The following is a 20,700-nucleotide window of genomic DNA, read 5'->3' as shown; positions in this document are numbered from 1 at the left end:
GGTCACGACGGTCATGTGCGCCCGGCCATCTCCCGGCGTGTGGCGTTCGCCTGGGACTCGGTCACCAGCGGAGGGTGGCGGCGCAGCTCCTCCTCGATCGCGTCCACCACGCGCTGCGCCAGCCGGCCCAGCCGCTGGTGCCGGTCTTCCAGCTCGGTGGTCCACGTGGTGGCCGTCGGCCCCGTCCAGACCTTTCCCGACCGCATCGCCGAGGAGGCGCGCTGGTAGGCCTGCCGTACCTCCTGTGCCCTGTCCTGGGCCTCCGTGAGGAGACGTTGCAGCTTCGCGTGCCGGGGATTGGGCACCATCGGCTCGGCCACGCCGCCCCCGTCCTCTCCAGGACCCCGCCATGAAAGAGAAAAATTAATACCACAGTAGATATAGATCGTCTACACCGACAAGTCCCGGACACCGCTGATATCGCATCTCCGTCCCGGAACTACGGGCGAGAGAATGGGCAGATCCGATATTTCGGCCATTCCATCCATGTCGGAACGATTGCTCCACTCGACAGCGTCGAGGTAACGGATATCCCTGTTCGAAGAACACGTCGACACGATGGAAATCGCCGCCAAGACCGCCGCATGGCTGTGTTTCATCGCCATTTTCGCGCTGGTCCTCACCGGCCATGTGGATACGCCCCTGGCCATCGCGGTCATCGTCATCTGGATGTCCCGCGTCCCCCTCCACCAGATCAAGGAGACCCGGGCACGCTGGGACCAGAAGGACGCCGAAGAACGGGAGCTCCGTCGCGAGCGGCGGCACGAGAACCGTGAACGAGAGCTGCGTCTCCAGATTCAGCGACCACAGCGGCCGGGCCGTTGGTCACGCACTGCTGTATATGCCTGTCGATCTGGGCCGGCTCCAGCCGGCCCAGATCGAAATGATCAAGGTGCTCTCTCAGTCGCAGGTGATCTTCGCGTCCGCGAAGTCGGCGTGGTCCCAGTACGCGTTGTCGACGCCGTTGGTGGCGACCAGGCGGATGTACGTCGCCCCCTTCACCGAGGCGGTGACCTTCTTCGCGGGCTGGTCGCCCGTGACCACGCCGGACCGGGCGGCGAGTTCGCCATCCGTCCAGACCTGGAACTCCACCGATCCGTGCTTGATCGTCGGCTCGTCGACCTCGTCGTCGACCCCGCCGAGGAACTCGACCGTGGAGCACCGGCCGCCCACGTAGAACTCGACGTCCGCGGGGGCATGGCCGCCGAGGCCCTTGGCGTACACCGTGCCCTCGACGGTGAGGGGGCGGCCGTCGGCGGCGCCGCCGTCGCCGTTGCTCCGGTCCCGTTCGACGGACCCGAGGTGGTTGGTCATCACGGTCCACGGCAGGTCGCTCAGGTACGTCGTACCCGAGGCGGGGGCCTTGCCCGCCAGGACGTCGGCGCCGGAGGTGATCTCGGGCCCGCCCTTCCAGGTGACCTTGCCGCCGATCTGGTAGGTGGTCAGCTGCCCGTCGGCGGGCGGAGTGACCTCCCAGGTCGTCTCGAAGGCGTCACCGGCCGCGAGGTTCTTCGAGGTGGCGGGGGTGGCCGCCTTCGCCTTCCATCCGTCGGGCAGGGTCAGCGAGACGGCGGCCTTGTTGATCTTGTCGGTGTCACCGGTGTTGGTGACCCTGGTGATGATCCGGTTGGCCCTGCCGGGTTCGAGGATCGTCGGCCGGTTGTTCCCGAGGAACGAGGACGGGTCGACTTCGAACGTCACCGCGGGCGGGGCACTAACCCGTCCGCCATCGCTGATCCGGTACATCACCACGCCGTGCGGGGGCACGGCCGCGCCGATGTCCCCCCTGGTCAGGGAGACGGCGCCGGTCCACAGGTCCTCGACCCGGTACTCGGGAGCGGCGGGCAGCCTGAGCCGTCCGGCCGTCGCGGTGATGGTCGCGTAGCGGTTGCTCTCGTTGAACAGCACCACCGCGTGGTCGCCGTTCCGGAGCGGTTTGTCGACGACGTGGTACCAGCCGTCAGTGCTGGTGTAGTGGCCCTGCACCCCCAGAGGGTCCTGGTCGACGGCGATCACCTTGGCGTTGCCGATGATGTCGCCGTTCAGCTTGGCCACGTCGGCCTGGGCGATCAGCGGGGACGCCATGACGGCCCAGAGGCTGAACTGGGTCTGGTACTCCCTGGCCGACATGCCGCCCCGGCCGGCCTGGAGCAGGTCCGGGTCGTTCCAGCTGCCCGGCCCGGCGTACTCACCGCGCAGCATGTTGTTCTCCCAGGCGGTCACCATGCTCCCGTAGGAGTCGGCCAGCGGGGAGGTCACGACGTTGGTACGCCAGGTGGTGGCGACCTGCCTGCCCCAGAGCCACGGGACGGTGCTGCCGTCCTCGTTGTTCATCGCGAACGCGACCGAGTCGCCGAGCGCGTCGCGCATCGGCGGGTAGAGCGTCTGGGCGATCTGCTGGACGTTCTGGCCGGGGAAGTCCGCGGTCGGGATCGAGCACCAGTCGTCCTTGAGGTAGTCGACGCCCCAGCTCGCGATCTGCGCCCCGTCGGCCGCCTCGTGCCTGTAGGCGCCAGGACCGCCGCCGGAGCAGGCGGTGGTGCCGGCCGAGTGGCTGAGCCCGAGTTTGAGGCCTTTGCCGTGGATGTAGTCGGCGAGCGCCTTGATCCCGCCGGGGAAACGGGCGGGGTCGGCGACGAGGCCGCCCTGCTGGTCCCGCTGCTTGGCGAGCCAGCACCCATCGATGATCACGTGTCTGTAGCCCGCCGCGGCCAGGCCGTTGCCGGTCAGTGTGTCGGCGGCGTTCTTGATCGCCGCCTCGGAGACGTTGCAGGCGAGCAGGCGGCTGTTCCAGCCCATGGGCGGGGCGCTGATGGATGGGGGCACGGTCCGGGCCTGAGCCGTGGAGGCGACCGGGACGGCGAGCGCGGCGAGGAGGACCGCCAGGGCGGCGGCCGTTCTGCGATACATGGGGGAGGGCTCTCCGTCAGGCGGGGTTCAGGGTGGGATTGCCGGGCTCGATGGCGAAGGAACCGGAGGTGTACGCCGGGGCGTACGGCTCGGAGACGTAACCGAGAGAGCGGAAGTCGACCTTCATCTCCTGCTCGGAGAGAACGGTCCGCACGTAGCCGCGGCGGCCGTTGAAGAACTTCACGTGCGGGTTCTCGGTCAGGAGGGTCTGGGTGTTGGCGGCCGCGTCGGCGCCGTCGCCCTCGGAGGTGACCGAGGTGGAGACCAGCTCGACGGCGACGGACGGCGACTCGGGGTCGGCGTAGTCACGCTTCACCTCGCCCGCCCAGTGGGCGTGAACGTCTCCGGTGAGGACCACGCCGTTGCGCCTGTTGTCGGCGATGGCCGCCGTCACCCGGTTGCGGCTGGCGACGTAGCCGTCCCAGCCCTCGTTGGAGTAGCCGTGCGCCGGGCCGTTCGTCCAGTCCATCTGCATGAAGAAGACCTGCTGGCCGAGCAGGTCCCAGACGGCCTGGGAATCGCGAAGCCGACCGCTCAGCCAGGCCTCCTGGTCGGCGCCGAGAATGGTGCGGTTCTGGTCGAACCGGTCGGTGCAGTCGTCGCCGACGGTGCCGGACTTGCCGGTGCACGCGTAGAGGTCGCGATACTGCCGGGTGTCGAGCATATGCATGTTGGCGAGAGAGCCCCAGCGCAGCGTGTGGTACAGCGACATCTGGGGGCCTTTCGGCCTCTGCGACCGGCGCATCGGCATGTTCTCCCAGAATGCCTGGAAGGCGGCGGCCCTGCGTCCCGGGAACGGCGGATCGGGCTGCTCGGGGACGTCACCGGCCCAGGCGTTGTCGACGTCGTGGTCGTCGAAGACCACGGTCCACGGTGCGATCGCGTGGGCCATCTGCAGGTCGAGGTCGGCCTTGTGCTGGGCGTGCCGCAGCCGGTAACCGGCCAGGTCGAAACACTCCCCGCCGGCCTGGTCGCGGACGGGGTACTTGTAGTCGCCGTACTCGTAGATGTAGTCGCCGAGAAAGGCGATCAGATCGGGGTGGTCCTCCGCCATGCGGCGGTAGGGCGTGAACCAGCCCTTCTGGTAGTCGGCGCAGGAGGTGAAAGACAGGTGCAGGTCGCGCTTCCTGGTCCCGGGCGCGGGAGCGGTGAGGGTACGGCCCGCGGGCGACAGCTCCTTCTCCACCTTGAACCGGTAGAAGTACTCGGCGCCGGAGTCCAGACCGTCCAGCTCGACGTGGACGCTGTGCGCCTCCTCGGGCCTCGCGTCCTCGACCCCCCGCCGTACGATCTTCTTGAACCGCTCGTCCTTGGCGACCTCCCAGTGGACCGGCACCTGCCGGTTGGGCATGCCGCCGAGGCCGTCGGGGGAGACGGGATCCATGGCGAGGCGGGTCCACAGGACGACTCCCCGCGAGTCCGGTTCACCGGAGGCCACGCCCAGCCGGAACACGTCGGTCAGTGGGGTGGGGCGGCTGCCCGTGGATCGGATTCCCGCGCGCACGGGCGAGTTGAGCGCGACGGCGAGGCCCAGAGCGGCACCGCCGGCCATGAGGGAACGTCGGGTGATTCCCCTGGAGGTGGGGGGCATGCGGAGCGTTCTCCTTACAGAGAGGTCAACCGGATTCGCGCCGGGAGGTCCGGCCAGGCATGGACGGAGAGGGATACGGCGCGGGTTTCCTTGTCCTGCGGATGCGGCCTGCTGTGGGACAGCCGCTCTGCCGGTGGCCGGCAGGGGAGGGTCACTTGAGCGACGCGCGGCCCCCTGGACGGTCTGGACGGTGACCCAGGGCGACGGCTTGTCCCTGATCGAGGTTGGAGACGGGGGCAGAGTACTCGCAGGCGGCCTCACTGACGTCTGTGAAATCCACTCGCGACATCAGCTCGTCCTCCCAGGAACCGCGAAAAAGTCCGTCATCCGACCAGAAGCGGGGCCGGTGACCGTTTCGTAGAGACGACCTTGTCTATCGGTGCTCCCCGAACATCTGGTGAGCACCGGCGTAATCAGGCCCGACGGGGAGGCTTACATTGGGGCATCCGGATCGAGGTCTCCACCGGACGACGGTGATCTCTCACGGCTACGGCAGCCCCGCGCCGGCCGCGTACTCGAGGAGTTCGATCGGTGCACCGGGTCTTCCGCTGATCGGCTCGCTGACGGCTCTCGGCCTCCTGCTCCTGTACGCGGTGAGGTTTCCCGGTTTCGGTCCTCTTCGGGCGCTGCCCGTCCTGATGGACCGCCCGTAGGTTCCAGCCCCAAAAAACACCGAGCAGTTGATCCAGCGGGCTTCTACAGGTCGAGCTTGTGTACCTGGTCCGTCACGGCTGTCAGGAGGGCGGTCAGTGCGGGAGTGGGTGGAGTGTCTCGGGTGACGGCGACCAGGCGGCGTTTGAGGGTGGTTTCGGCGATGTCTCGGATCGCGAGGGCGGGGTCGTCGCTGGGCAGGGTCAGGGCCGGCAGGAGGGCGACGGCGGTCGCGGCGCGGACGAGTTCGAGTTGGACGTCGGCGTCGTTGGAGCGGTGCCGGAGGTCGGGCTCGTAGCCTCCGAGGGCGCGGCAGGTCCCGACGACCATGGCGTGCTGGCCGGTGCCCTCGGCGGAGGCGGCCCAGATGTCGGATCGCAGGTCGGTGACCGCCACGGGTCTCCCGGGCCGGGCGAGTGGATGCGCGGCCGGCAGCACGATCTTCAGGTGCTCTTCGAGCAGAAGCATGAAGCGGAGTCCGGCCGGGCGAGGGCGGGGATGGCTGTCGTACTCGTCGCCGATAACGAGGTCGACCGCGCCCAGGCGTAGACCTGGCAGGGACTGTTCGAGTTCCAGCTCGAAGATCTCCACGCGAACCTGCGGGTGGTCTGCCTTCATGCGGGCCACCGCCGGGATGAGGAGGCGGCGGGCCGCCGATTGCAGGCCGCCGGCGCGGACAGTGCCCCGGATGTCGCCGCTGAGGGCGGCAAGGTCGGCTTCTGCCGCCTCGGCGGCTGACAGCAACACCCGCGCGTGCTGAGCGAGCAGGTGTCCGGCGTCGGTAAGCCGCACACCGCGCCCGGCCTTGTCGAGCAGCCGGGCGCCGACTTCCTTCTCCAGCAGGGCGAGCTGCTGGGAGATCGTGGAAGGGCTGTAGCCCAGAGCCGCGGCGACTGCGGCCAGGGTGCCTCGTTCCTCGAACTCCCGCAGAAAGCGCAGCCGTCGAAGGTCCAGCTCGATCATGCGGGAATCCTAACCAGTCACCTCCAGAAATCATCGCTAGACCCGATGGGTCAAGTGTCCAATCCTTGGGTGCATGGGTGCAGCACTGTGTCTTTTGTCCGCGGCCGGCTTCGGCGCTATGGCGATCTTCGGCAAGCTCGCCTACGACGCCGGCGTCTCCCCCGGGGCGCTGCTGCTGGTGCGCTTCACCCTGGCCGCCGTCCTGCTCGGGATCGCCTTGCTGGTGCGGCCGGGGCTGCGCCGCGCCGCCTCCGGTTCTCCCCGGGGTGAGGCGGCCGGTCGGTCGGCGATGACGCGCGGCCGGGTGCTGGCCATCGCCATCGGCCTGGGTGCCATCGGGTACGCCACGCAGGCGAGTCTGTTCTTCTCCGCGCTGCAGCTGATGGACGCATCCCTGCTGGCTTTGATCCTCTACACCTACCCGGTCATGGTCACCGTGGTGGCGGTGCTGCTCGGCCGTGACCGGCTCACCCCCGCGCGCGGAGCCGCGCTGGCGGCCGCCTCGGGCGGAACGCTGCTGGTCCTGCTCGGCGCCGGCGGCGTGAGCTTCCACCCGCTCGGGGCGCTGCTGGCCTTCACCTCCGCGATCACCTACACCGTCTACATCCTCGTCGCCGACACCGTCGTGCACCGGCTGGCACCGGTAGTGCTGTCCGCGCTGGTGATGACCGGCGCGGCCGGCACCCTCGGCGCCCGCGCCCTGCTCACCAGCGGCGTCGATCTCGGCTTCGGGGGGTCGGGATGGCTCTGGCTGGCCTGCATCGCCGTGGTCTCCACCGTCATGGCGATGCTGACCTTCTTCGCCGGACTCAAGCGCACCGGCCCGTCGACCGCCGCCATCCTGTCCACCTTCGAGCCCGTCGTCACCGCCGCACTGGCCGCGCTCATCCTCGGCGAGTCCCTGACCCCGGTGCAGCTCGCCGGCGGAGCGCTGGTGCTGTCGTCCGTGGCCGTCCTCCAGCTCCGACGCACCGGCACCCGCCGCCAGGACCAGAGCTTGCGTCCGGCGTCCGGCCAACCCGACCCCGGGACCCACCAGACGTTCGGGCACGGCTTTCGCCGGTCCGGGCGCGGACGAGCGGCGGGGTGGTTCAGGCGGGCAGGGAGGCGAGCCAGCCGGTCAGGATCTGGTTGACCTCATGGGCGCGTTCTTGCTGGATCCAGTGACCGCAACCGTCGAGGAGATGAGAGGAGGCGAGTCCGGGCAGGGTGACGGGGTAGGCGTCGATCGCGTCGGTCATCCAGGTGGTGGAGGCGTCCAGGGCGCCGCCGATGAACACCGACGGTTGAACGATGGGGGCCGCGTCCCACGGAGCGAGGTCCTCCCAGTCCCGGTCCATGTTCCGGTAACGGTTGAGCGCCGCGCTCATGCCGGTGCGTTCGAACTCTCCGGCGTAGACGTCCAGGTCGTCCTGGTCGAGCCAGAACGGCAGCGGGCCGGTGGGGAACCGCTCGCGGAGCGTGCCGCCGCGGGTGGCGAAATGAGGGTCGGGCATGCCGGGGACGGGCATGGTGTCGCCGGAGAGCGCGGCGTAGAACCCGGCCAGCCAGCCGCGGACGTCCGGTTCGATCTCGGCCTCGGCCCGGCCGGGCTTCTGGAAGTAGCTGACATAGAACTCTTCCTCGCCGCCCATCCGGGCGAAGACCTCGCTGGGCCGGGGCCCGCCCCGCGGTGCGTAGGGGACGCTCAGCAGCCCGACCGCGGTGAACACCTCCGGCCGGACCAGGGCGCTGCCGGCGGCGATGCCCGAACCCCAGTCGTGACCGATGATGATCGCGGTCTCCTCGCCGAGGGCGCGCACCACCGCGACGTTGTCCTCGATCAGTTCGAGCATCCGGTAGGCCGCCACCCCGTCCGGCTTGGACGAACGGCCGTATCCGCGCACGTCCACGGCCACCGCCCGGTATCCGGCCGCGGCCAATGCCGCCAGCTGGTGGCGCCAGGAGTACCAGGACTCCGGAAACCCGTGCACCAACAGCACCAGCGGCCCGGTGCCCCGCTCCACCAGATGGGTCCGGCCCGCCGGGGAAGGAACCAGACGGTGCGTTTCCCCTGCCTGAACTGCCCGCGACATAAATCCCCCCGAATCGAAGCGCTCCTCTGGCGCGCCTCCCCATCATGGGATGGTGGCCGAGAAGCCCGCGAATCCTGTTGCCGCTTCAGCAACAATCTTCGGCTCACCCGTCCCCACCGGGGTCGATTCTTGTCCCGGTGACTACGACAGACGTCTCAGCCGAGGTTGTGTTCGGCGCGAAGCGGTAGAAGCCGGTGCCGGTTTCGATGTTCGCTCCGTTGCGGGTGAGGCGGTCGACGACGGCCGGTGAGCGCCTTGGTCCAGTCTCCGAACGGACCGGGTGGAAACCTATTAATCTACATTGTAAAGCGAGGCGCTCGCGAGATGGTCGCGAGGCCCACGCCTTCGTCTCAAGCCGTCATGTCCAGTACGACGCGGAACCGAGCCTGGCCGGACAGCATGTGCTCGTAGGCCTTGGCCGCGTCCGCCATCGGCAGGACCTCGGTCATCGGGTGGATGCCCCGGGCCAGGCTGAACCGGAGGTTGTCCTCGTTGTCGATCGAGCTGCCGGTCAGGCTTCCGCTGAGCGTCCGCGTCCCGAAAATCAGCTCCGTGGTCTGCACCGAGATCGGATCCGGCGCCGCCCCCACCACCATCATCCGGCCACGAGGCGTCAGCCCGGCGATCAGCGGCGACATCGACGCGCCACTGGCCGCGGTCGCGATGATCGCGGCGGCGCCGCCGAGCTTCTGCAACGCCGCTCCAGGGTCCTCGCCGGCGCTGTCATCGGCGCGGACGGGTCCGCGCGCAGTCCTTCGACGGCCAGGACATCGGAGTGGCAGACACCGGAGGTCTCCACCCGCAGCCGCACCTGCCCCGGCAGCGGCTCGCTCAGTTCACGTTCCACCAGGGTGAAATTGCGTGATCCCGTCAGTTCGAATGCGCGATACGTAGACATCAATCTTCCTCATCGGTACGTGGTTTTCCCGGCCGGTCGGAACCGGCCGGCGAAGGATGCCCGGCGAGCGACCGATCGATCGGCCGCTCGCCGGTGAGGTGCCGGGGCCTGACTCCGGGCGGATGGCCGGCGTGACCGGAGTCAGGGCCCCGGGGTCTCTCAGGCGCTCGCGGACGTGAGGGCGAAGAGCACCTTGCCCGCGCGCCCGGGGGTGCGGGCGTGGGCGAAGGCCTCCCTGTACTGATCGAGGGCGTAGGTGGCCTCGACCGGAACGGTGAGTACGCCCCGGGCGACGAGGTCGGCGAGTTCGGAGTAGGTCTTCTCGATCTCGGCGCGGGGGGCGTTGCGGATCCAGTTGATCAGCCAGAATCCGCGCAGGGTGATCTCGCGGTAGATGAGGTCGCCGAGCGAAAGAGGGGAGGATTCACCGGTGGTGGAGGAGTAGCTGACGACGGTGCCGCCGAACTCCAGCGCGCCGGCCAGGGCGCCCGGGGTGGTTCCGCCCGCTCCGTCGAGAACGAGTCGCAGACGCGCGCCGCCGAGGGCTTCGGCGATCCGCTCGCCGAGGTCGTCGCCGTCGACGAGGACGACGTCGGCGCCCAGCGCCCGCAGTCGCTCGGCGGCCTCCTCGCGGCGCACGACGCTGAGGGTTCTGACGCCGGCGAGCCTGGCCAGGGCGATCACGATCTGGCCGACGGCGGAGTTGCCGAGGTTCTGGCCGATCCAATCGCCCGGCTTGAGGTCGACGTAGCGGTTGAGCAGGATGTGCGCGGTCGCCGGGTTGATCGCCAGCATGGACAGCTGCAGCGCGTCGGCGTCCTCGGGCACGACGACGACGTTGCGGGCGGGGACGACGACCCGGTCCGACCAGGTGCCCTGCTCGTAGGTCGGCAGGATGACGACCCGCTTTCCGACGAGCTCCCGGTTGGAGACGGATCCGGCCTCGAGCACCCGGCCGACGCCCTCGGACCCGAGAGTGCTCGGGATCTCCGGCTGCACGCCGTACCAGCCGTTGGCGAGCAGGAAGTCGGTGGGGTTCACCGGCGCGGCCTCGATCGCGACGAGCAGGTCGCCGGCATCGATGGTCAGATCGGGGTTCTTCTCGAGACGGACGTTGTCGTCGACGTCGCCGATGCCGGTGAGGATGATCTGGCTCATGATTGTTCTCTCTCAGTACCTAGCCGTGCCGTAAGCGGCTTCGTTCGTTTGACAATTACAGTTGTAGCACCTCCGGGCGAACTGCGTAAAGCTCGTTGCTGAATAGACCATGTCGTCATAGGATGTCGGCATGTCAACGACCACGACACGCACAGACCAGGAGGCGAGTGTTCCCGCACCCGCGGCGGCGCTCGTGGACCTCCTGAACTCGCGTGCCTACGCGATCCACGCGGACAAGCTCGACAATCCCGAGCTGGTCATGGATCTTCTGCGTCCCTTCGGACAGGAGGACGGCGAGCCCTCGCCGCGGCGGCTCGATCTCGTCCGCGCGCTACGTGCGGATCTCATGGACCTGGTCGCCGCGGGTGACCCCGCCGACGCGGCACAGGACTGGGCCGCCTTCACCGGGCGCACCTCGTCCATCACGTTCCAGCAGGACTTCTCCACGCCCGGGCACGTACGGCTGCGCCAGGTCTCCGGCGACCCCGTCGTCGGCGGGATCACGCTCGACGTCGCGGCGCTGGTCACCGCGGGCACCTGGTCCCGCCTCCGGATCTGCGCCAACGACGTGTGCCGCAGGGTCTTCTACGACACCACCCGCAGCCGTACCCGCCGCTGGCACTCCTACGAAATCTGCGGCAACCGCAGCAACGTCGCCGCATACCGCGCACGCACGGCAAGGTCGAGCGCCACGCCCGATGCTCAGCACTGACCCGAATGCCACCGGGCCGAGCCGGAGCCGGTTTCATGAACTTCGAATACGCCGAGGTGACCAGGCTTTAGGCCGGTTCAACGCCGGGCGTACCGATCAATGGCCTGCCGTGAGCGAACCTCCGGCAGGGGTGAAGACGTCAAGCATCTCCACTCCTGCCGGAGGTTCTCCCATCTCACGACCAGCCCGACGTCATCGACGTCGTGGCCGGGTACGGCTAGGGGGTGACGTCGAAACGGTCGACGAGCATGTAGGTGCCCGATCGTTTGACGCCGCGCAGGGTGTGGGTTCCCTGCGGCAGCCCGCGGGCGCTGTAGATGACCTGCTGGGTCAGGCGGGTGCCGTTGGTGGTGTCGACGGTGGCCCGGAGCACACCGTCGAGATACACGTCCACGAGACCCTGGTCGGAATTGCGTTCCGACAGGTAGTCGATGCCGGTGCCGGTGAAGGTGTAGGTGAACGACGCGCCGTTGGTGGTCGTGTACCGCACGTCGTCGTTGTAGTCACCGAAACCCCGGGCGCTGCTGGTCGACCAGCCGGTGCTGTAGGTGGCCACGTTGTCGTTGAACCGCTGGATCGTCCCTACGGTGGGATACAGCTGCGACTGCGGCACGATCTGGGCCGGTGTGCTGGGACTGGCCCAGGCGAGCTTCATGAACGCCTCGCTGCCGCGTTCGGTCTGCTCCAGCCGGATGTCGTGGCGGCGGCCGGCGACGAGGGTCACACTGCCCTGATCGACGGCCGCCGTGTGCGGGGTGGTGTTGTCGATGATCAGCTGCCCGTCGACCCACAGCCGCACGGTGTCGTCGGAGGCGGTGGTGAAGGTGTAGCGCTCGGAGTAACGCGGCTCGACCGATCCGGTCCAGCGGCCGGAGAAGTTGTCGACGCCGATCGACGACGCCGGAGAGCCGCCGAAACGCCATGCGTAGTTGACGGTCGGATCCGTCCGGGTGACCGCCGGGGTGCCGGTGAACGTGGTGTTGTTCCAGAACTCCGCCTTGAGCCCGGAACCGGTGCCGGCCGCCGTGGGCGCGGGGGTGGTGATGTCGGCCTCGATGACGGTGGCGATGGCGTTGGTGGTGCCGCCGCCGGGCAGGAAGTCGTAGCCGTCTCCGGCGGCCCGCACGGTCACGGGTGAGGTGCTGCCGAGCACCCGCGCGCCGGTGACCGTGAACGGCGAGCGCCGGCTGAGATGCAGGGTGCCGGCCCAGGAGTTGACGATCAGATAGAGCTTGTTGCCCTTACGCGTGACGCGGCCCCAGGCCGGCTGGGTGACCAGGCCCGTATGGCCCGCGCCGGTGATGGCCGCCCCGTTGACGGCCATCCACGTTCCGATGCCGCGCAGGCCGTCGGCCTGCCCGGCGGTGACCGCCCCGGTGTCGGTGGGGCCGATGTTGAGCAGCAGGTTGGCGCCGTTGCTCGTCAGGGTCGCCAGGTCGCGCACCATCGTGGTCGGTGACTTGAAGTTGGTGTCCCAGGCCGCATATCCCCACGTGTTGTTGATCGTCATGCAGGATTCCTGCAGCTGGATCGAGGGCGGGGAACCGGCGAGCGCCTGCTCGGGGGTGCCGAAGTCACCATCGACGGCGCGGCGCTTGCCCACCCGGTTGTTGATGACGACCTGCGGCGAGATGCCATGGACGAACCGCTCCAGATCCTCGCCGTTCTGAGCCGACCACGGGTTGGTGGGGTTGGTCTCGGCCCATTCGCCGTCGAACCACAGCACGGCGGGGTCGTAGCCGGTCACCAGCTCCTGGAGCTGCGCCTTCATCTTGGTGACGTAGGCCGGGAAGTTGCCGACGAAGTCCGGGTCGTGCCAGTCCCAGATCGAGTAGTAGAAGCCGAGTTTGATGCCGTTGGCGGTCGCTGCGGTCTTGAGCTCGCGCAGGAGGTCGCGGGAGAAGCCGGAGTGGTCGCGGAGGTTCCACCGGTTGACGGCGGTGGGCCACATGGCGAATCCGTCGTGGTGCTTGGCGGTGATGACGATGTACTTCTGGCCGGCCTGCTTGGCCAGCTGCACGATGGCGTTCGCGTCGAACGAGGCGGGGTTGAAGGTGGCGGCCTTCGCCTCGTACTCGCTCCACGGGATGTTGCACTGCCGTTTGATCCACTCGACCTCGCGACACGCGTTGTACTGGCCCTTGTACATGGCGTACGTGCCGAAATGGATGAACATGCCGAAGCGCGCCTCGTCGAACCAGCGGGTGCGCGATGAGCTCAGCGCGTCATCGGCGACGTAGTTGTCGCCGGGCGCGGCGCCCGCCGGCGACGGCGGCATGATGATCGTCGCCGTCAGTGCGAGGAGCAGAGACAGAGCTGCTCGTAGGAATGTCGACCGCATGGAGTCCTCTCTGGTGCCTGGATGCGATCAGTTCGCCGCCGCGTGCACGCCGCTACAGGCCGAGGCGAACCAGACGAAAATTTCGGTGCCTATTGATCTCCCGAAACATCCGATCTGTCAAGCGAAAAATCGAGGTTGTTAGGGAGGAATGTCAACGCTCGCGCTCGACTTGGCAGGTCATGGCCTAGATCGACCCTGACCGTGCTGCGCATACATGGGATGCCTCTGGGATGGCTTCCGAGGATCGCAGGGATGGTCATCTGATTCCGGGTCATCCGCGTCGTGAGTTTCGTCAAAATCTGTGCGCCAGGCGTGTCGGGCGGCCACGGACGGTGCCCGGTCGTGGTGTCATGCCTTGCTTCGGCGTCCGGCGGTCACCGCCGATGCCGGAAAATTTGACAAGCCGAGTCGTGATCTTCATTCGTTCACCGAGCGGCCATGATGCAATCCGCTCTCCGCCATGCCGCCGTATCGACACGTATATACGTTTCGTTGGCCCCCAAGACAACCTCCATCGCAAAGTATGGGAGGGCTTCGACAATGTTCAGGCGCAAGATCGCTATCGCGATCGCCCTCGTCGCCGCCAGTGTGACCACCGTGGGCGTCGTCGGCGTGTTCGGCGATGCCTCGGTCGCATATGCGGCAACCACCACCTTGACACCTGTCGCGGACACCTACACCGACAACAGCCTCGCCACGACCAACTACGGCACCTCCGGCCAGCTCGGCGTGGACAACTCGCCGATCAAGCGGATGTACCTGAGGTTCAACGTCTCCGGCCTGACGGCGGTCAGCGGCGCGAAGCTCCGCATCCACACCGACGACGTCTCCGGTGCGGAGAGCAACAGCGGTGGCACCTTCACCTCGATGAGCAACACCACCTGGTCGGAGACCGGCGTGATCTGGAACAACCAGCCCGCCGTCGACGGCACGACCCTCGGCTCGCTCGGCGCGGTCGTCCGGAACGCCTGGTACGAGATCGACGTGAGCTCGTACGTCAAGGGCAACGGCGTCTTCAGCATCGGCGTCACCTCCTCCAGCACCGACGGCGCCGACTACGACTCGCGCGAGAGCGGATCCACCGCCCCGCAGCTGGTGATCACGACCGGCACGTCTCCCACACCCACCCCCACGCCCACGGCGCCGGCGGGCGACCCGGTGCTGGTCGGCGCGGGCGACATCGCCAGCTCCGGCACCGGAGACACCGCGACCGCCGCCCTGCTGGACGGCATCCCCGGCACGGTGTTCACCGCGGGCGACGAGGCCTACCCGGACGGCTCGGCCTCGAACTTCTCCTCCTACTACGCTCCCACCTGGGGACGCTTCAAGTCGCGCACCCGTCCGGTCGCCGGCAACCACGAATACGTCACACCGGGCGCCTCGGCCCACTACAACTACTTCGGCTCCGCCGCGGGTGACCCGGCCAAGGGCTACTACTCCTACAACCTCGGCAGCTGGCACGTGGTGGCGCTCAACTCCAACTGCTCATCGGTGGGTGGCTGCAACGCGGGCTCGGCGCAGGAGAAGTGGCTCCGTTCCGACCTCGCGGCCAACGCCAAGGCGTGCACGTTCGCCTACTGGCACCACCCGCGCTTCACCTCCGGCTCCAACCACGCCCCCGACCCCTCGGTGGGGCCGCTGGTGCAGGCGCTGTACGACAACAACGCCGACGTGATCGTCACGGGCCACAACCATCAGTACGAACGGTTCGCCCCGATGAACCCCAGCGGACAGCTCGACAACGCGCGCGGCCTCCGGCACTTCGTCATCGGAACGGGCGGAGCCGGCCTCTACAGCTTCGGCACGATCCTGCCCAACAGCGAGGTCCGTAACAACAACACCTTCGGAGTGGTGAAGTTCACCCTCCACTCCAACAGCTACACGTGGCAGTTCGTGCCCCAGGCCGGCAAGACCTTCACCGACAGCGGCACCACCGCCTGTCACTGATCGCTCTCCGTCTGCCGCACGACGTCGTGCCCGGTGTGCCCCCGCACGCCGGGCGCGGCATCCGCAACCCCGGGAAGGTGTGCACGCCCGTGTATCTGTCCACGATCCGCCGTCCGAAGCCGGACACCGGCACAGGCGAGGCCGGCCGGCGCCGCTGGGAGGCGGTCGGCACGAATGTCTTCGCGCTCGGCACGGTCAGCCTGGTCACCGACATCTCCTCCGAGATGGTCACCGCGATCCTGCCGCTCTATCTCATCATCGGCCTTCAGCTCAGCCCCGCCGCCTACGGCGTGGTCGACGGCGCCTACACGGGTGCCACGGTGCTGCTGCGACTCGTCGGCGGTTACCTCGCCGACCGGGTGCGCCGGCGTAAGGCCGTGGCCGGCTTCGGCTACGGCCTCTCCGCGGTCGCCAAGCTCGGCTTGCTCGCCGCGGGCGGATCGGTCGGCGCGATCGGCCTGGCGATCACCGCGGACCGCGCGGGCAAGGGTCTGCGCACCGCCCCCCGCGACGCGCTGATCACCCTGTCCACCCCTCCCGCGCAGCTGGGCAGGGCTTTCGGGGTGCACCGGACGATGGACAGCGTGGGCGCCTTCCTCGGTCCGCTGGTCGCGCTGGCCGTGCTCGCGGTGGCCGGCCAGCGTTACGACGCGGTGTTCGTCACCAGCTTCTGCGTCGCGGCGTTCGGGGTGGTGATCCTCGTGCTGTTCGTCCGGGACCGGCGCGGCCCGGTGCCCCCGGCGGGAGCGGTCTCGCCGCGCCAGGCGGCGGGCCTGCTGCGCATCGCCGGCGTGAGAAGGATCCTGCTCGCCGCCGGGCTGCTCGGGCTGGCCACCATCGGTGACGGCTTCGTGTATCTCCTGTTGAGGGACCGCGAAGACCTGGCCACCGTCTGGTTCCCGTTGATGGCCGTGGGCACCAGCCTGGCATATCTGCTGCTCGCCGCCCCCCTGGGAGCGCTGGCCGACCGCATCGGCCGGCTCCCGGTGACCCTCGGAGGCTACGGCGCGCTGGTCCTGGTGTATCTGGCGATCCTCGGCCCGGTCGGCGGGTGGCCGCTCATCGTCGCGGTGCTCGCGCTCTACGGAATCTTCTACGCCGCCACCGACGGGGTGCTGATGGCACTGGCGGCGCCGCTCATGCCCGAACGCCTGCGCACGACCGGGCTCGCCCTGGTGCAGACCGGCCAGGCGGTGACCTACGTCGGCTCCTCCGTCCTCTTCGGCGCCGCGTGGCAGTTCTGGGGTCCCACCGCCGCGTGCGCGCTCGCCGCACTCGCCGGGGTCATCGCGATCATCGCGACGGCGGCCCTCCTGTACGGCGTCAACCGGCCGGCCGGTGCCGTGGAGGCGACGTCATGAGCGGGCAGAGCGGGCTGAGCCTGCGCGCGCGGGGCGCGATCGCCGGTTCCGCGGCCGTCCTGCTGGCCGTCGTGGCCGTCGGCTACACCGTCCGCGCCCGTCCCGGCCCGGCTGTCACGACCTCGGGCACGGCGGAGGCCGGTACGGCTTCGAGCACGGCGGAGGCCGGTGCGGCTCGCGGTGACGGCCCTCGGCTCCGGGTGCTCAGCAACGGTGTGCTGTCCACCGTCTCCCTCCAGGACCCGGGTGGTCCGCGGACCCTCACCTCCCAGCGGTGCGACCGCGCTTTCGCCGCCGCGGACACCATCGCCTGCCTGCGCCCGGTGAATCCGCTCGGCGCCACACAGCTCGCGATCCTCGGCCACGATCTCCGGGAGCGGCGGTCGATCCCGCTGACCGGGTTCCCCAACCGCCTCCGCGTGTCCGCCAGCGGCCGGATGGTCGCCTGGACGCTGTTCATCGACGGCCATTCCTACGCCTCCGGGGGCGGGTTCTCCACGCGCGCCGGAATTCTCGACACCCGCACCGGCACGCTGGTCGACTCGGTGGAGACGTTCGCGGCCACCGTCGACGGCCGGCCGTACCGGGCGGCGGACATGAACGTGTGGGGTGTCACCTTCACCGGCGACGACAACCGGTTCTACGCCACGATGTCCTCCGGCGGGCACCGCTACCTGGTCGAGGGCGACTTCGCCGCCAGGACGTTCCGGACGGTGACGGACGGGGTCGAGTGCCCCTCCCTCTCCCCGGACGGCACCCGCATCGCGTTCAAGGCCGCCATCGGCGGGGATCCCGCCCGGGGCTGGCGGCTGTCCGTACTGGACCTCGCCACGAAGAAGACGGTCGCCCTGGCCGAGAGCCACAGCGTCGACGACCAGGCGATCTGGCTGGACGACCGGACCGTCGCCTACGGGCTGCAGCGCAGCGACGGCACCAACGACGTGTGGGCCGTCCCCGCCGACGGAACCGGCGGTCCCCGGCTGTTCGTCTCCGGGGCCAACTCCCCCTCGGTGGACGGCTCCGGCGCCTGACCCGGTCAGGACGGGGGCCGCGAGGCCGACCGGCTCCCGTCCGCCGTCGCCCGGAGGATAAATGTCGGAGCGCTCTGATACATGTGGGCCATGGGTGTGAGTATTGGTGAGTTCCTGAAGATGCTGGACGAACTGCCCGAGGTCGAGCAGGGCCACGGCGACAGCTGGATCTCGTTGAAGGTGCGGGGCAAGGGCTTCGGCTACCTGTGGGAGAAGACCGCGACCGTTGGGCTCAAGGCGACGATCGAGGAGCAGATCGCGATGGTGGCGGAGCGCCCGGAGGTGTTCGAGGTCCAGTTCACCGCCGGCCGGTTCGGCTGGGTCGTGGTGCACCTCGGGAAGATCGATTCAGAGGAGCTTTTCGAGCTGGTCACCGAGGCCTGGTGCCTGACGGCGCCCAGACAGCTGGTCGACGCGCACGAGGCCGGTTAGACGCGACGCGGGCGGAGCCGGGTCCGGCCGGGCCGATCGTGGGTGTCGCAACGGCGCCGGTGGCCGCTGGGCCGAGGTAGGGGCGCCGCCTGGCGAGTTCGGCCTTGCGGGCGGCGCTCCAGTCCTCCATGGGGCACTCAGAGTGCCTGTTCCTTGAGCCAGCTCAGGGAGGTGTCGGCGACCTCGCGCCAGCCGCTGTCGATGGTCAGGGAGTGCGCCTTGTCGGGGAAGTCCTTGATGTCGGTGACCGCGTGGGAGTGGCGGTACTGCTTCAGGGTGGCCCTGGTGACGGCCTCGGGTACGGTGTGGTCCTTGCCGCCCATGATCAGTAGCAGCGGGCCGCGCATCTCGTTGTCGGTGGCGACCTTGGCGGGGGAGTGCGGGTTGAAGTTGGCGGCGGCGGCCTCGAACAGCGGCTTGCCCGGCGCCGGGATCGCCCAGCGCTCGAACAGGGCGTCGGACTCCTCCTCGGAGACGGCGTTGCCGAAGGCGTAGCGGAACTGCTCGGCGGTCAGCGAGACGGCCCGGTGGTTGTTGGCGGGGTTTTTGAACACCGGCAGGGTGGAGCGCAGCGCCGACAGCGGCAGCGGCAGCACGCCCTTGATCTGGGCGGCGTCGATGGCGACGGCGGCGGCCGCGAGGTCCTGTCCGAGGAGTTTCTGGGCGATCATGCCGCCGAAGGAGTGCCCGATCAGGATGGGCTTGACGGCGAGGCCGTTGATGATTTTGGTGTAGTGCTCGACCACGTCGTCGATGCCGTGGTCGGCGATGCTGTCGGGGTTGGCGCGAGATGCCTCGACGGTGTCGGAGTCACCGGGCCAGCCCGGTGCCAGGGGCTCGTAGCCGGCCTCGCGGAAGAGCTCGACCCAGGGGTTCCAGGAGGTGGCGTGCAGCCACAGTCCATGGATGAAGATGACCGGGGTAGGGGTCGTCATGATCGCCTTTCGGGTCGGGCCCGGAGCACTGTCCGTGGCCCTTGTGGTCATGGACTAGGGCAAAACGGTCACATGTCCCCTCGTCGGGGATGGAGCGTCGTGCTCTAGGAGAGGCGGCGTGCCCTACGATCTGCCGTCCGTATCGACCGCTGTCTGCTCATGGCAGACCATATGGAACCTGCCGCGCGCTTCGCGAGCGTCATGTGACGGTGTTACCGAGCGTCACGTGACTGTGCGGCGCCGCCCGCCGCCGCCCGGCGAGGTCAGGCCGGTGAGCGAAGGACAGCGCTCGGCCCGGACCATGAGGTGATCCCCAAGCCCGTGGAGGACCCGATGAGGGTGCGGTCCGGCGGTCCGATACGAGCGGTCGGCGGCGCGGGAGCCGTTTGCCGTCGGGCATCGCGGCCCCCGTCGGCGAACGGCTAGGATCCCGGCCATGGCGGGTATCAGGCTCATGCCGGCCGGTTTCGGTGCCGTCGCACCGGTGCCGGCCCTCGGTGTCGTCTCCGCCGAGGGCCGTGCCATCTTCCCCGGCGAGGCCGTCCTCACTGGGAAGGACAAGGCCGTCTTCACCGGGGAGAGCGTGGGCTCTGCCGCCCGCGGTTCCCGGCCCTTCGCCGGGTGCTTCGAGCCGGTCGGGCGGTGGTAGCGGTGGACGGGTTCGGTGAGCGCGTCGAGGAGCACCGGCGAGAGCTGCACGTGCACTGCTACCGGATGCTCGGCTCCTTCGACGAGGCCGAGGACCTGGTGCAGGAGACGTTCCTGCGTGCCTGGCGGCGGCGCGACACCCTGCGGAGCGAAGCCGGTCTGCGCGCCTGGCTGTACCGGATCGCCACCAACGCCTGCCTGGACCACCTCAGGGCGCACCCCCGGCAGCCGCAGCCGCGCTCGGCGCCGGCCGCCTCCGATCCCGGGCTCGACCCGCCGGCCTCGGGCGCGGTTCCATGGCTCCAGCCGTACCCCGACGCGCTGCTGGACGCGGCCGACATGGTGATCGATCGCGAGACGATCGAGCTGGCCTTCCTGGTGGCGATCCAGCACCTGCCGCCCAGGCAGCGCGCGGTGCTGATCCTGCGCGACGTGCTCGGCTGGTCGGCGGAGGAGACCGCCGGGTCCCTGGAGCTGACCGTCGCCGCGGTGAAGAGCGCCCTGCAGCGCGCCAGGCCGACGCTCAAGGAGCACCTGCCCGCGCAGCGGCTGGAGTGGGCTCCGTCCGCCGAGCCCACCCCGCAGGAGCGCACCGTCCTGCAGCGCTACATCGACGCCATCGAGCAGGCGGACCCGTCCGTCCTGGCCGGAGTGCTGCGGGCCGACGTGTGGCAGACGATGCCGCCGGCGCCGATCTGGCTGCTGGGGCGCGAGACCTTCCTGGCGTCGTGGACTCCCGCGATGGTGGGCCCCGAGGCCTGGGGCGACTGGCGAATGCTCGGCACCTGGGCCAACCGGCAGCCCGCGGCGGCCGCGTATCTGCGCAAAGCCGGCCAATCCGACTTCCTGCCCTCATGGCTCGGGGTCCTGCGGGTGGAGGACGGGCTGGTGACCCAGGTCACCACGTACGGGGAGGAGACGTTCTCCCGGTTCGGCCTTCCGCCCTCGCTCTGAGGCTCTTGAGGCGGACCGGCTCCCTCTCCCGGGGCCTCCGGGACGCGGTCTTTCTACAGTCCTTACACCGGGACGGGCCTGGTTTTTCTACGG

At 69.1% G+C, this 20,700-nt stretch carries 17 protein-coding genes; 8 read left to right on the top strand and 9 right to left on the bottom strand.

Features of this window, described 5'->3' with window-relative positions; translation table 11 throughout:
- Window positions 1-11 precede the first annotated feature (11 nt).
- The 4 genes from CHC08_RS23765 to CHC08_RS23740 all read right to left on the bottom strand — a co-directional run bounded on the left by CHC08_RS23765 (window position 12) and on the right by CHC08_RS23740 (window position 6,115).
- On the bottom strand, window positions 12-320 hold the full coding sequence (locus CHC08_RS23765; RefSeq protein WP_089209567.1) for a hypothetical protein: 309 nt from the start codon (window positions 318-320) through the stop codon (window positions 12-14).
- A 580-nt stretch (window positions 321-900) separates the two neighbouring features.
- A complete protein-coding gene (locus CHC08_RS23755) occupies window positions 901-2,910 on the bottom strand; it encodes an NPCBM/NEW2 domain-containing protein (protein ID WP_089209565.1) in 2,010 nt (669 codons plus the stop codon).
- A gap of 16 nt (window positions 2,911-2,926) precedes the next feature.
- Window positions 2,927-4,501 (bottom strand): alkaline phosphatase D family protein, encoded by a 1,575-nt coding sequence (locus CHC08_RS23750; protein WP_089209564.1) that lies wholly within the window; start codon window positions 4,499-4,501, stop codon window positions 2,927-2,929.
- A gap of 696 nt (window positions 4,502-5,197) precedes the next feature.
- A complete protein-coding gene (locus CHC08_RS23740; RefSeq protein WP_089209562.1) occupies window positions 5,198-6,115 on the bottom strand; it encodes a LysR family transcriptional regulator in 918 nt (305 codons plus the stop codon).
- Between the two features lie 73 nt (window positions 6,116-6,188).
- Between CHC08_RS23740 and CHC08_RS23735 the strand changes: the two genes are divergently transcribed.
- On the top strand, window positions 6,189-7,250 hold the full coding sequence (locus CHC08_RS23735) for a DMT family transporter (RefSeq protein ID WP_089209561.1): 1,062 nt from the start codon (window positions 6,189-6,191) through the stop codon (window positions 7,248-7,250).
- Here the strand turns inward: CHC08_RS23735 and CHC08_RS23730 are convergent.
- From CHC08_RS23730 to CHC08_RS23720, 3 genes are all read right to left on the bottom strand, one after another.
- Window positions 7,207-8,190, bottom strand: coding sequence for an alpha/beta fold hydrolase (locus CHC08_RS23730; RefSeq protein WP_089209560.1), 984 nt, complete (start codon window positions 8,188-8,190; stop codon window positions 7,207-7,209). The two genes, CHC08_RS23735 and CHC08_RS23730, sit on opposite strands and share 44 nt — an antisense overlap.
- A 350-nt stretch (window positions 8,191-8,540) precedes the next feature.
- Entirely contained in the window at window positions 8,541-8,972 is a 432-nt protein-coding gene (locus CHC08_RS50765; protein WP_338055698.1) for a zinc-binding dehydrogenase, read from the bottom strand.
- 275 nt (window positions 8,973-9,247) lie between these two features.
- On the bottom strand, window positions 9,248-10,246 hold the full coding sequence (locus tag CHC08_RS23720) for a zinc-dependent alcohol dehydrogenase family protein (RefSeq protein WP_089209559.1): 999 nt from the start codon (window positions 10,244-10,246) through the stop codon (window positions 9,248-9,250).
- A gap of 130 nt (window positions 10,247-10,376) precedes the next feature.
- Here CHC08_RS23720 and CHC08_RS23715 point away from each other — a divergent pair, with 130 nt between their 5' ends.
- On the top strand, window positions 10,377-10,958 hold the full coding sequence (locus tag CHC08_RS23715; RefSeq protein ID WP_089209558.1) for a CGNR zinc finger domain-containing protein: 582 nt from the start codon (window positions 10,377-10,379) through the stop codon (window positions 10,956-10,958).
- Window positions 10,959-11,175: 217 nt separating this feature from the next.
- On the opposite strand, the gene CHC08_RS23710 is transcribed toward CHC08_RS23715, so the two are convergent.
- A complete protein-coding gene (locus tag CHC08_RS23710) occupies window positions 11,176-13,299 on the bottom strand; it encodes an alpha-L-fucosidase (RefSeq protein ID WP_089209557.1) in 2,124 nt (707 codons plus the stop codon).
- 540 nt (window positions 13,300-13,839) lie between these two features.
- On the opposite strand from CHC08_RS23710, the gene CHC08_RS23705 reads away from it, so the two are divergent.
- The 4 genes from CHC08_RS23705 (at window position 13,840) to CHC08_RS23690 (ending at window position 18,070) form a co-directional block, all read left to right on the top strand.
- The gene (locus CHC08_RS23705; protein WP_089209556.1) at window positions 13,840-15,246 is read left to right on the top strand and encodes a CBM96 family carbohydrate-binding protein; all 1,407 of its coding nucleotides are present in this window, start codon (window positions 13,840-13,842) and stop codon (window positions 15,244-15,246) included.
- A gap of 35 nt (window positions 15,247-15,281) precedes the next feature.
- Window positions 15,282-16,607: an MFS transporter gene (locus CHC08_RS23700; protein ID WP_245878512.1), complete on the top strand. Its 1,326-nt coding sequence runs from the start codon at window positions 15,282-15,284 to the stop codon at window positions 16,605-16,607.
- Entirely contained in the window at window positions 16,604-17,638 is a 1,035-nt protein-coding gene (locus CHC08_RS23695) for a TolB family protein (RefSeq protein ID WP_089209555.1), read from the top strand. The genes CHC08_RS23700 and CHC08_RS23695 overlap by 4 nt, the downstream gene beginning before the upstream one ends.
- Before the next feature lie 90 nt (window positions 17,639-17,728).
- Window positions 17,729-18,070 carry an MmcQ/YjbR family DNA-binding protein gene (locus CHC08_RS23690; protein ID WP_089209587.1) on the top strand — a complete coding sequence of 114 codons (342 nt, stop codon included), beginning with the start codon at window positions 17,729-17,731 and terminating at the stop codon, window positions 18,068-18,070.
- A gap of 137 nt (window positions 18,071-18,207) precedes the next feature.
- Here CHC08_RS23690 and CHC08_RS23685 read toward each other — a convergent pair whose 3' ends face one another.
- Window positions 18,208-19,005 (bottom strand): alpha/beta hydrolase, encoded by a 798-nt coding sequence (locus CHC08_RS23685; RefSeq protein WP_089209586.1) that lies wholly within the window; start codon window positions 19,003-19,005, stop codon window positions 18,208-18,210.
- 436 nt (window positions 19,006-19,441) lie between these two features.
- Between CHC08_RS23685 and CHC08_RS23680 the strand changes: the two genes are divergently transcribed.
- Together CHC08_RS23680 and CHC08_RS23675 are read left to right on the top strand one after the other, a co-directional pair.
- A complete protein-coding gene (locus tag CHC08_RS23680) occupies window positions 19,442-19,654 on the top strand; it encodes a hypothetical protein (RefSeq protein WP_089209554.1) in 213 nt (70 codons plus the stop codon).
- Between the two features lie 2 nt (window positions 19,655-19,656).
- Complete coding sequence (locus CHC08_RS23675; RefSeq protein ID WP_245878511.1) at window positions 19,657-20,607, top strand: RNA polymerase subunit sigma-70; 951 nt, start codon at window positions 19,657-19,659, stop codon at window positions 20,605-20,607.
- Window positions 20,608-20,700: the final 93 nt, after the last annotated feature.

It is taken from the genome of Streptosporangium subroseum (assembly GCF_900188345.1).
GTDB classification, from domain to species: Bacteria; Actinomycetota; Actinomycetes; order Streptosporangiales; family Streptosporangiaceae; genus Streptosporangium; species Streptosporangium subroseum.
Note: the sequence above shows the minus strand (reverse complement) of the source record. Positions and strands in the feature narration are given on the sequence as shown.

What these genes read in the sequence shown, in the direction of transcription:
- CHC08_RS23755 (WP_089209565.1), bottom strand. Translation starts at nt 2,910, where the DNA reads ATGTATCGCAGAACGGCCGCCGCCCTGGCGGTCCTCCTCGCCGCGCTC.
- CHC08_RS23750 (WP_089209564.1), bottom strand. Translation starts at nt 4,501, where the DNA reads ATGCCCCCCACCTCCAGGGGAATCACCCGACGTTCCCTCATGGCCGGC.
- CHC08_RS23740 (WP_089209562.1), bottom strand. Translation starts at nt 6,115, where the DNA reads ATGATCGAGCTGGACCTTCGACGGCTGCGCTTTCTGCGGGAGTTCGAG.
- CHC08_RS23735 (WP_089209561.1), top strand. Translation starts at nt 6,189, where the DNA reads ATGGGTGCAGCACTGTGTCTTTTGTCCGCGGCCGGCTTCGGCGCTATG.
- CHC08_RS23730 (WP_089209560.1), bottom strand. Translation starts at nt 8,190, where the DNA reads ATGTCGCGGGCAGTTCAGGCAGGGGAAACGCACCGTCTGGTTCCTTCC.
- CHC08_RS23720 (WP_089209559.1), bottom strand. Translation starts at nt 10,246, where the DNA reads ATGAGCCAGATCATCCTCACCGGCATCGGCGACGTCGACGACAACGTC.
- CHC08_RS23715 (WP_089209558.1), top strand. Translation starts at nt 10,377, where the DNA reads ATGTCAACGACCACGACACGCACAGACCAGGAGGCGAGTGTTCCCGCA.
- CHC08_RS23710 (WP_089209557.1), bottom strand. Translation starts at nt 13,299, where the DNA reads ATGCGGTCGACATTCCTACGAGCAGCTCTGTCTCTGCTCCTCGCACTG.
- CHC08_RS23705 (WP_089209556.1), top strand. Translation starts at nt 13,840, where the DNA reads ATGTTCAGGCGCAAGATCGCTATCGCGATCGCCCTCGTCGCCGCCAGT.
- CHC08_RS23695 (WP_089209555.1), top strand. Translation starts at nt 16,604, where the DNA reads ATGAGCGGGCAGAGCGGGCTGAGCCTGCGCGCGCGGGGCGCGATCGCC.
- CHC08_RS23690 (WP_089209587.1), top strand. Translation starts at nt 17,729, where the DNA reads ATGGGTGTGAGTATTGGTGAGTTCCTGAAGATGCTGGACGAACTGCCC.
- CHC08_RS23685 (WP_089209586.1), bottom strand. Translation starts at nt 19,005, where the DNA reads ATGACGACCCCTACCCCGGTCATCTTCATCCATGGACTGTGGCTGCAC.
- CHC08_RS23680 (WP_089209554.1), top strand. Translation starts at nt 19,442, where the DNA reads ATGGCGGGTATCAGGCTCATGCCGGCCGGTTTCGGTGCCGTCGCACCG.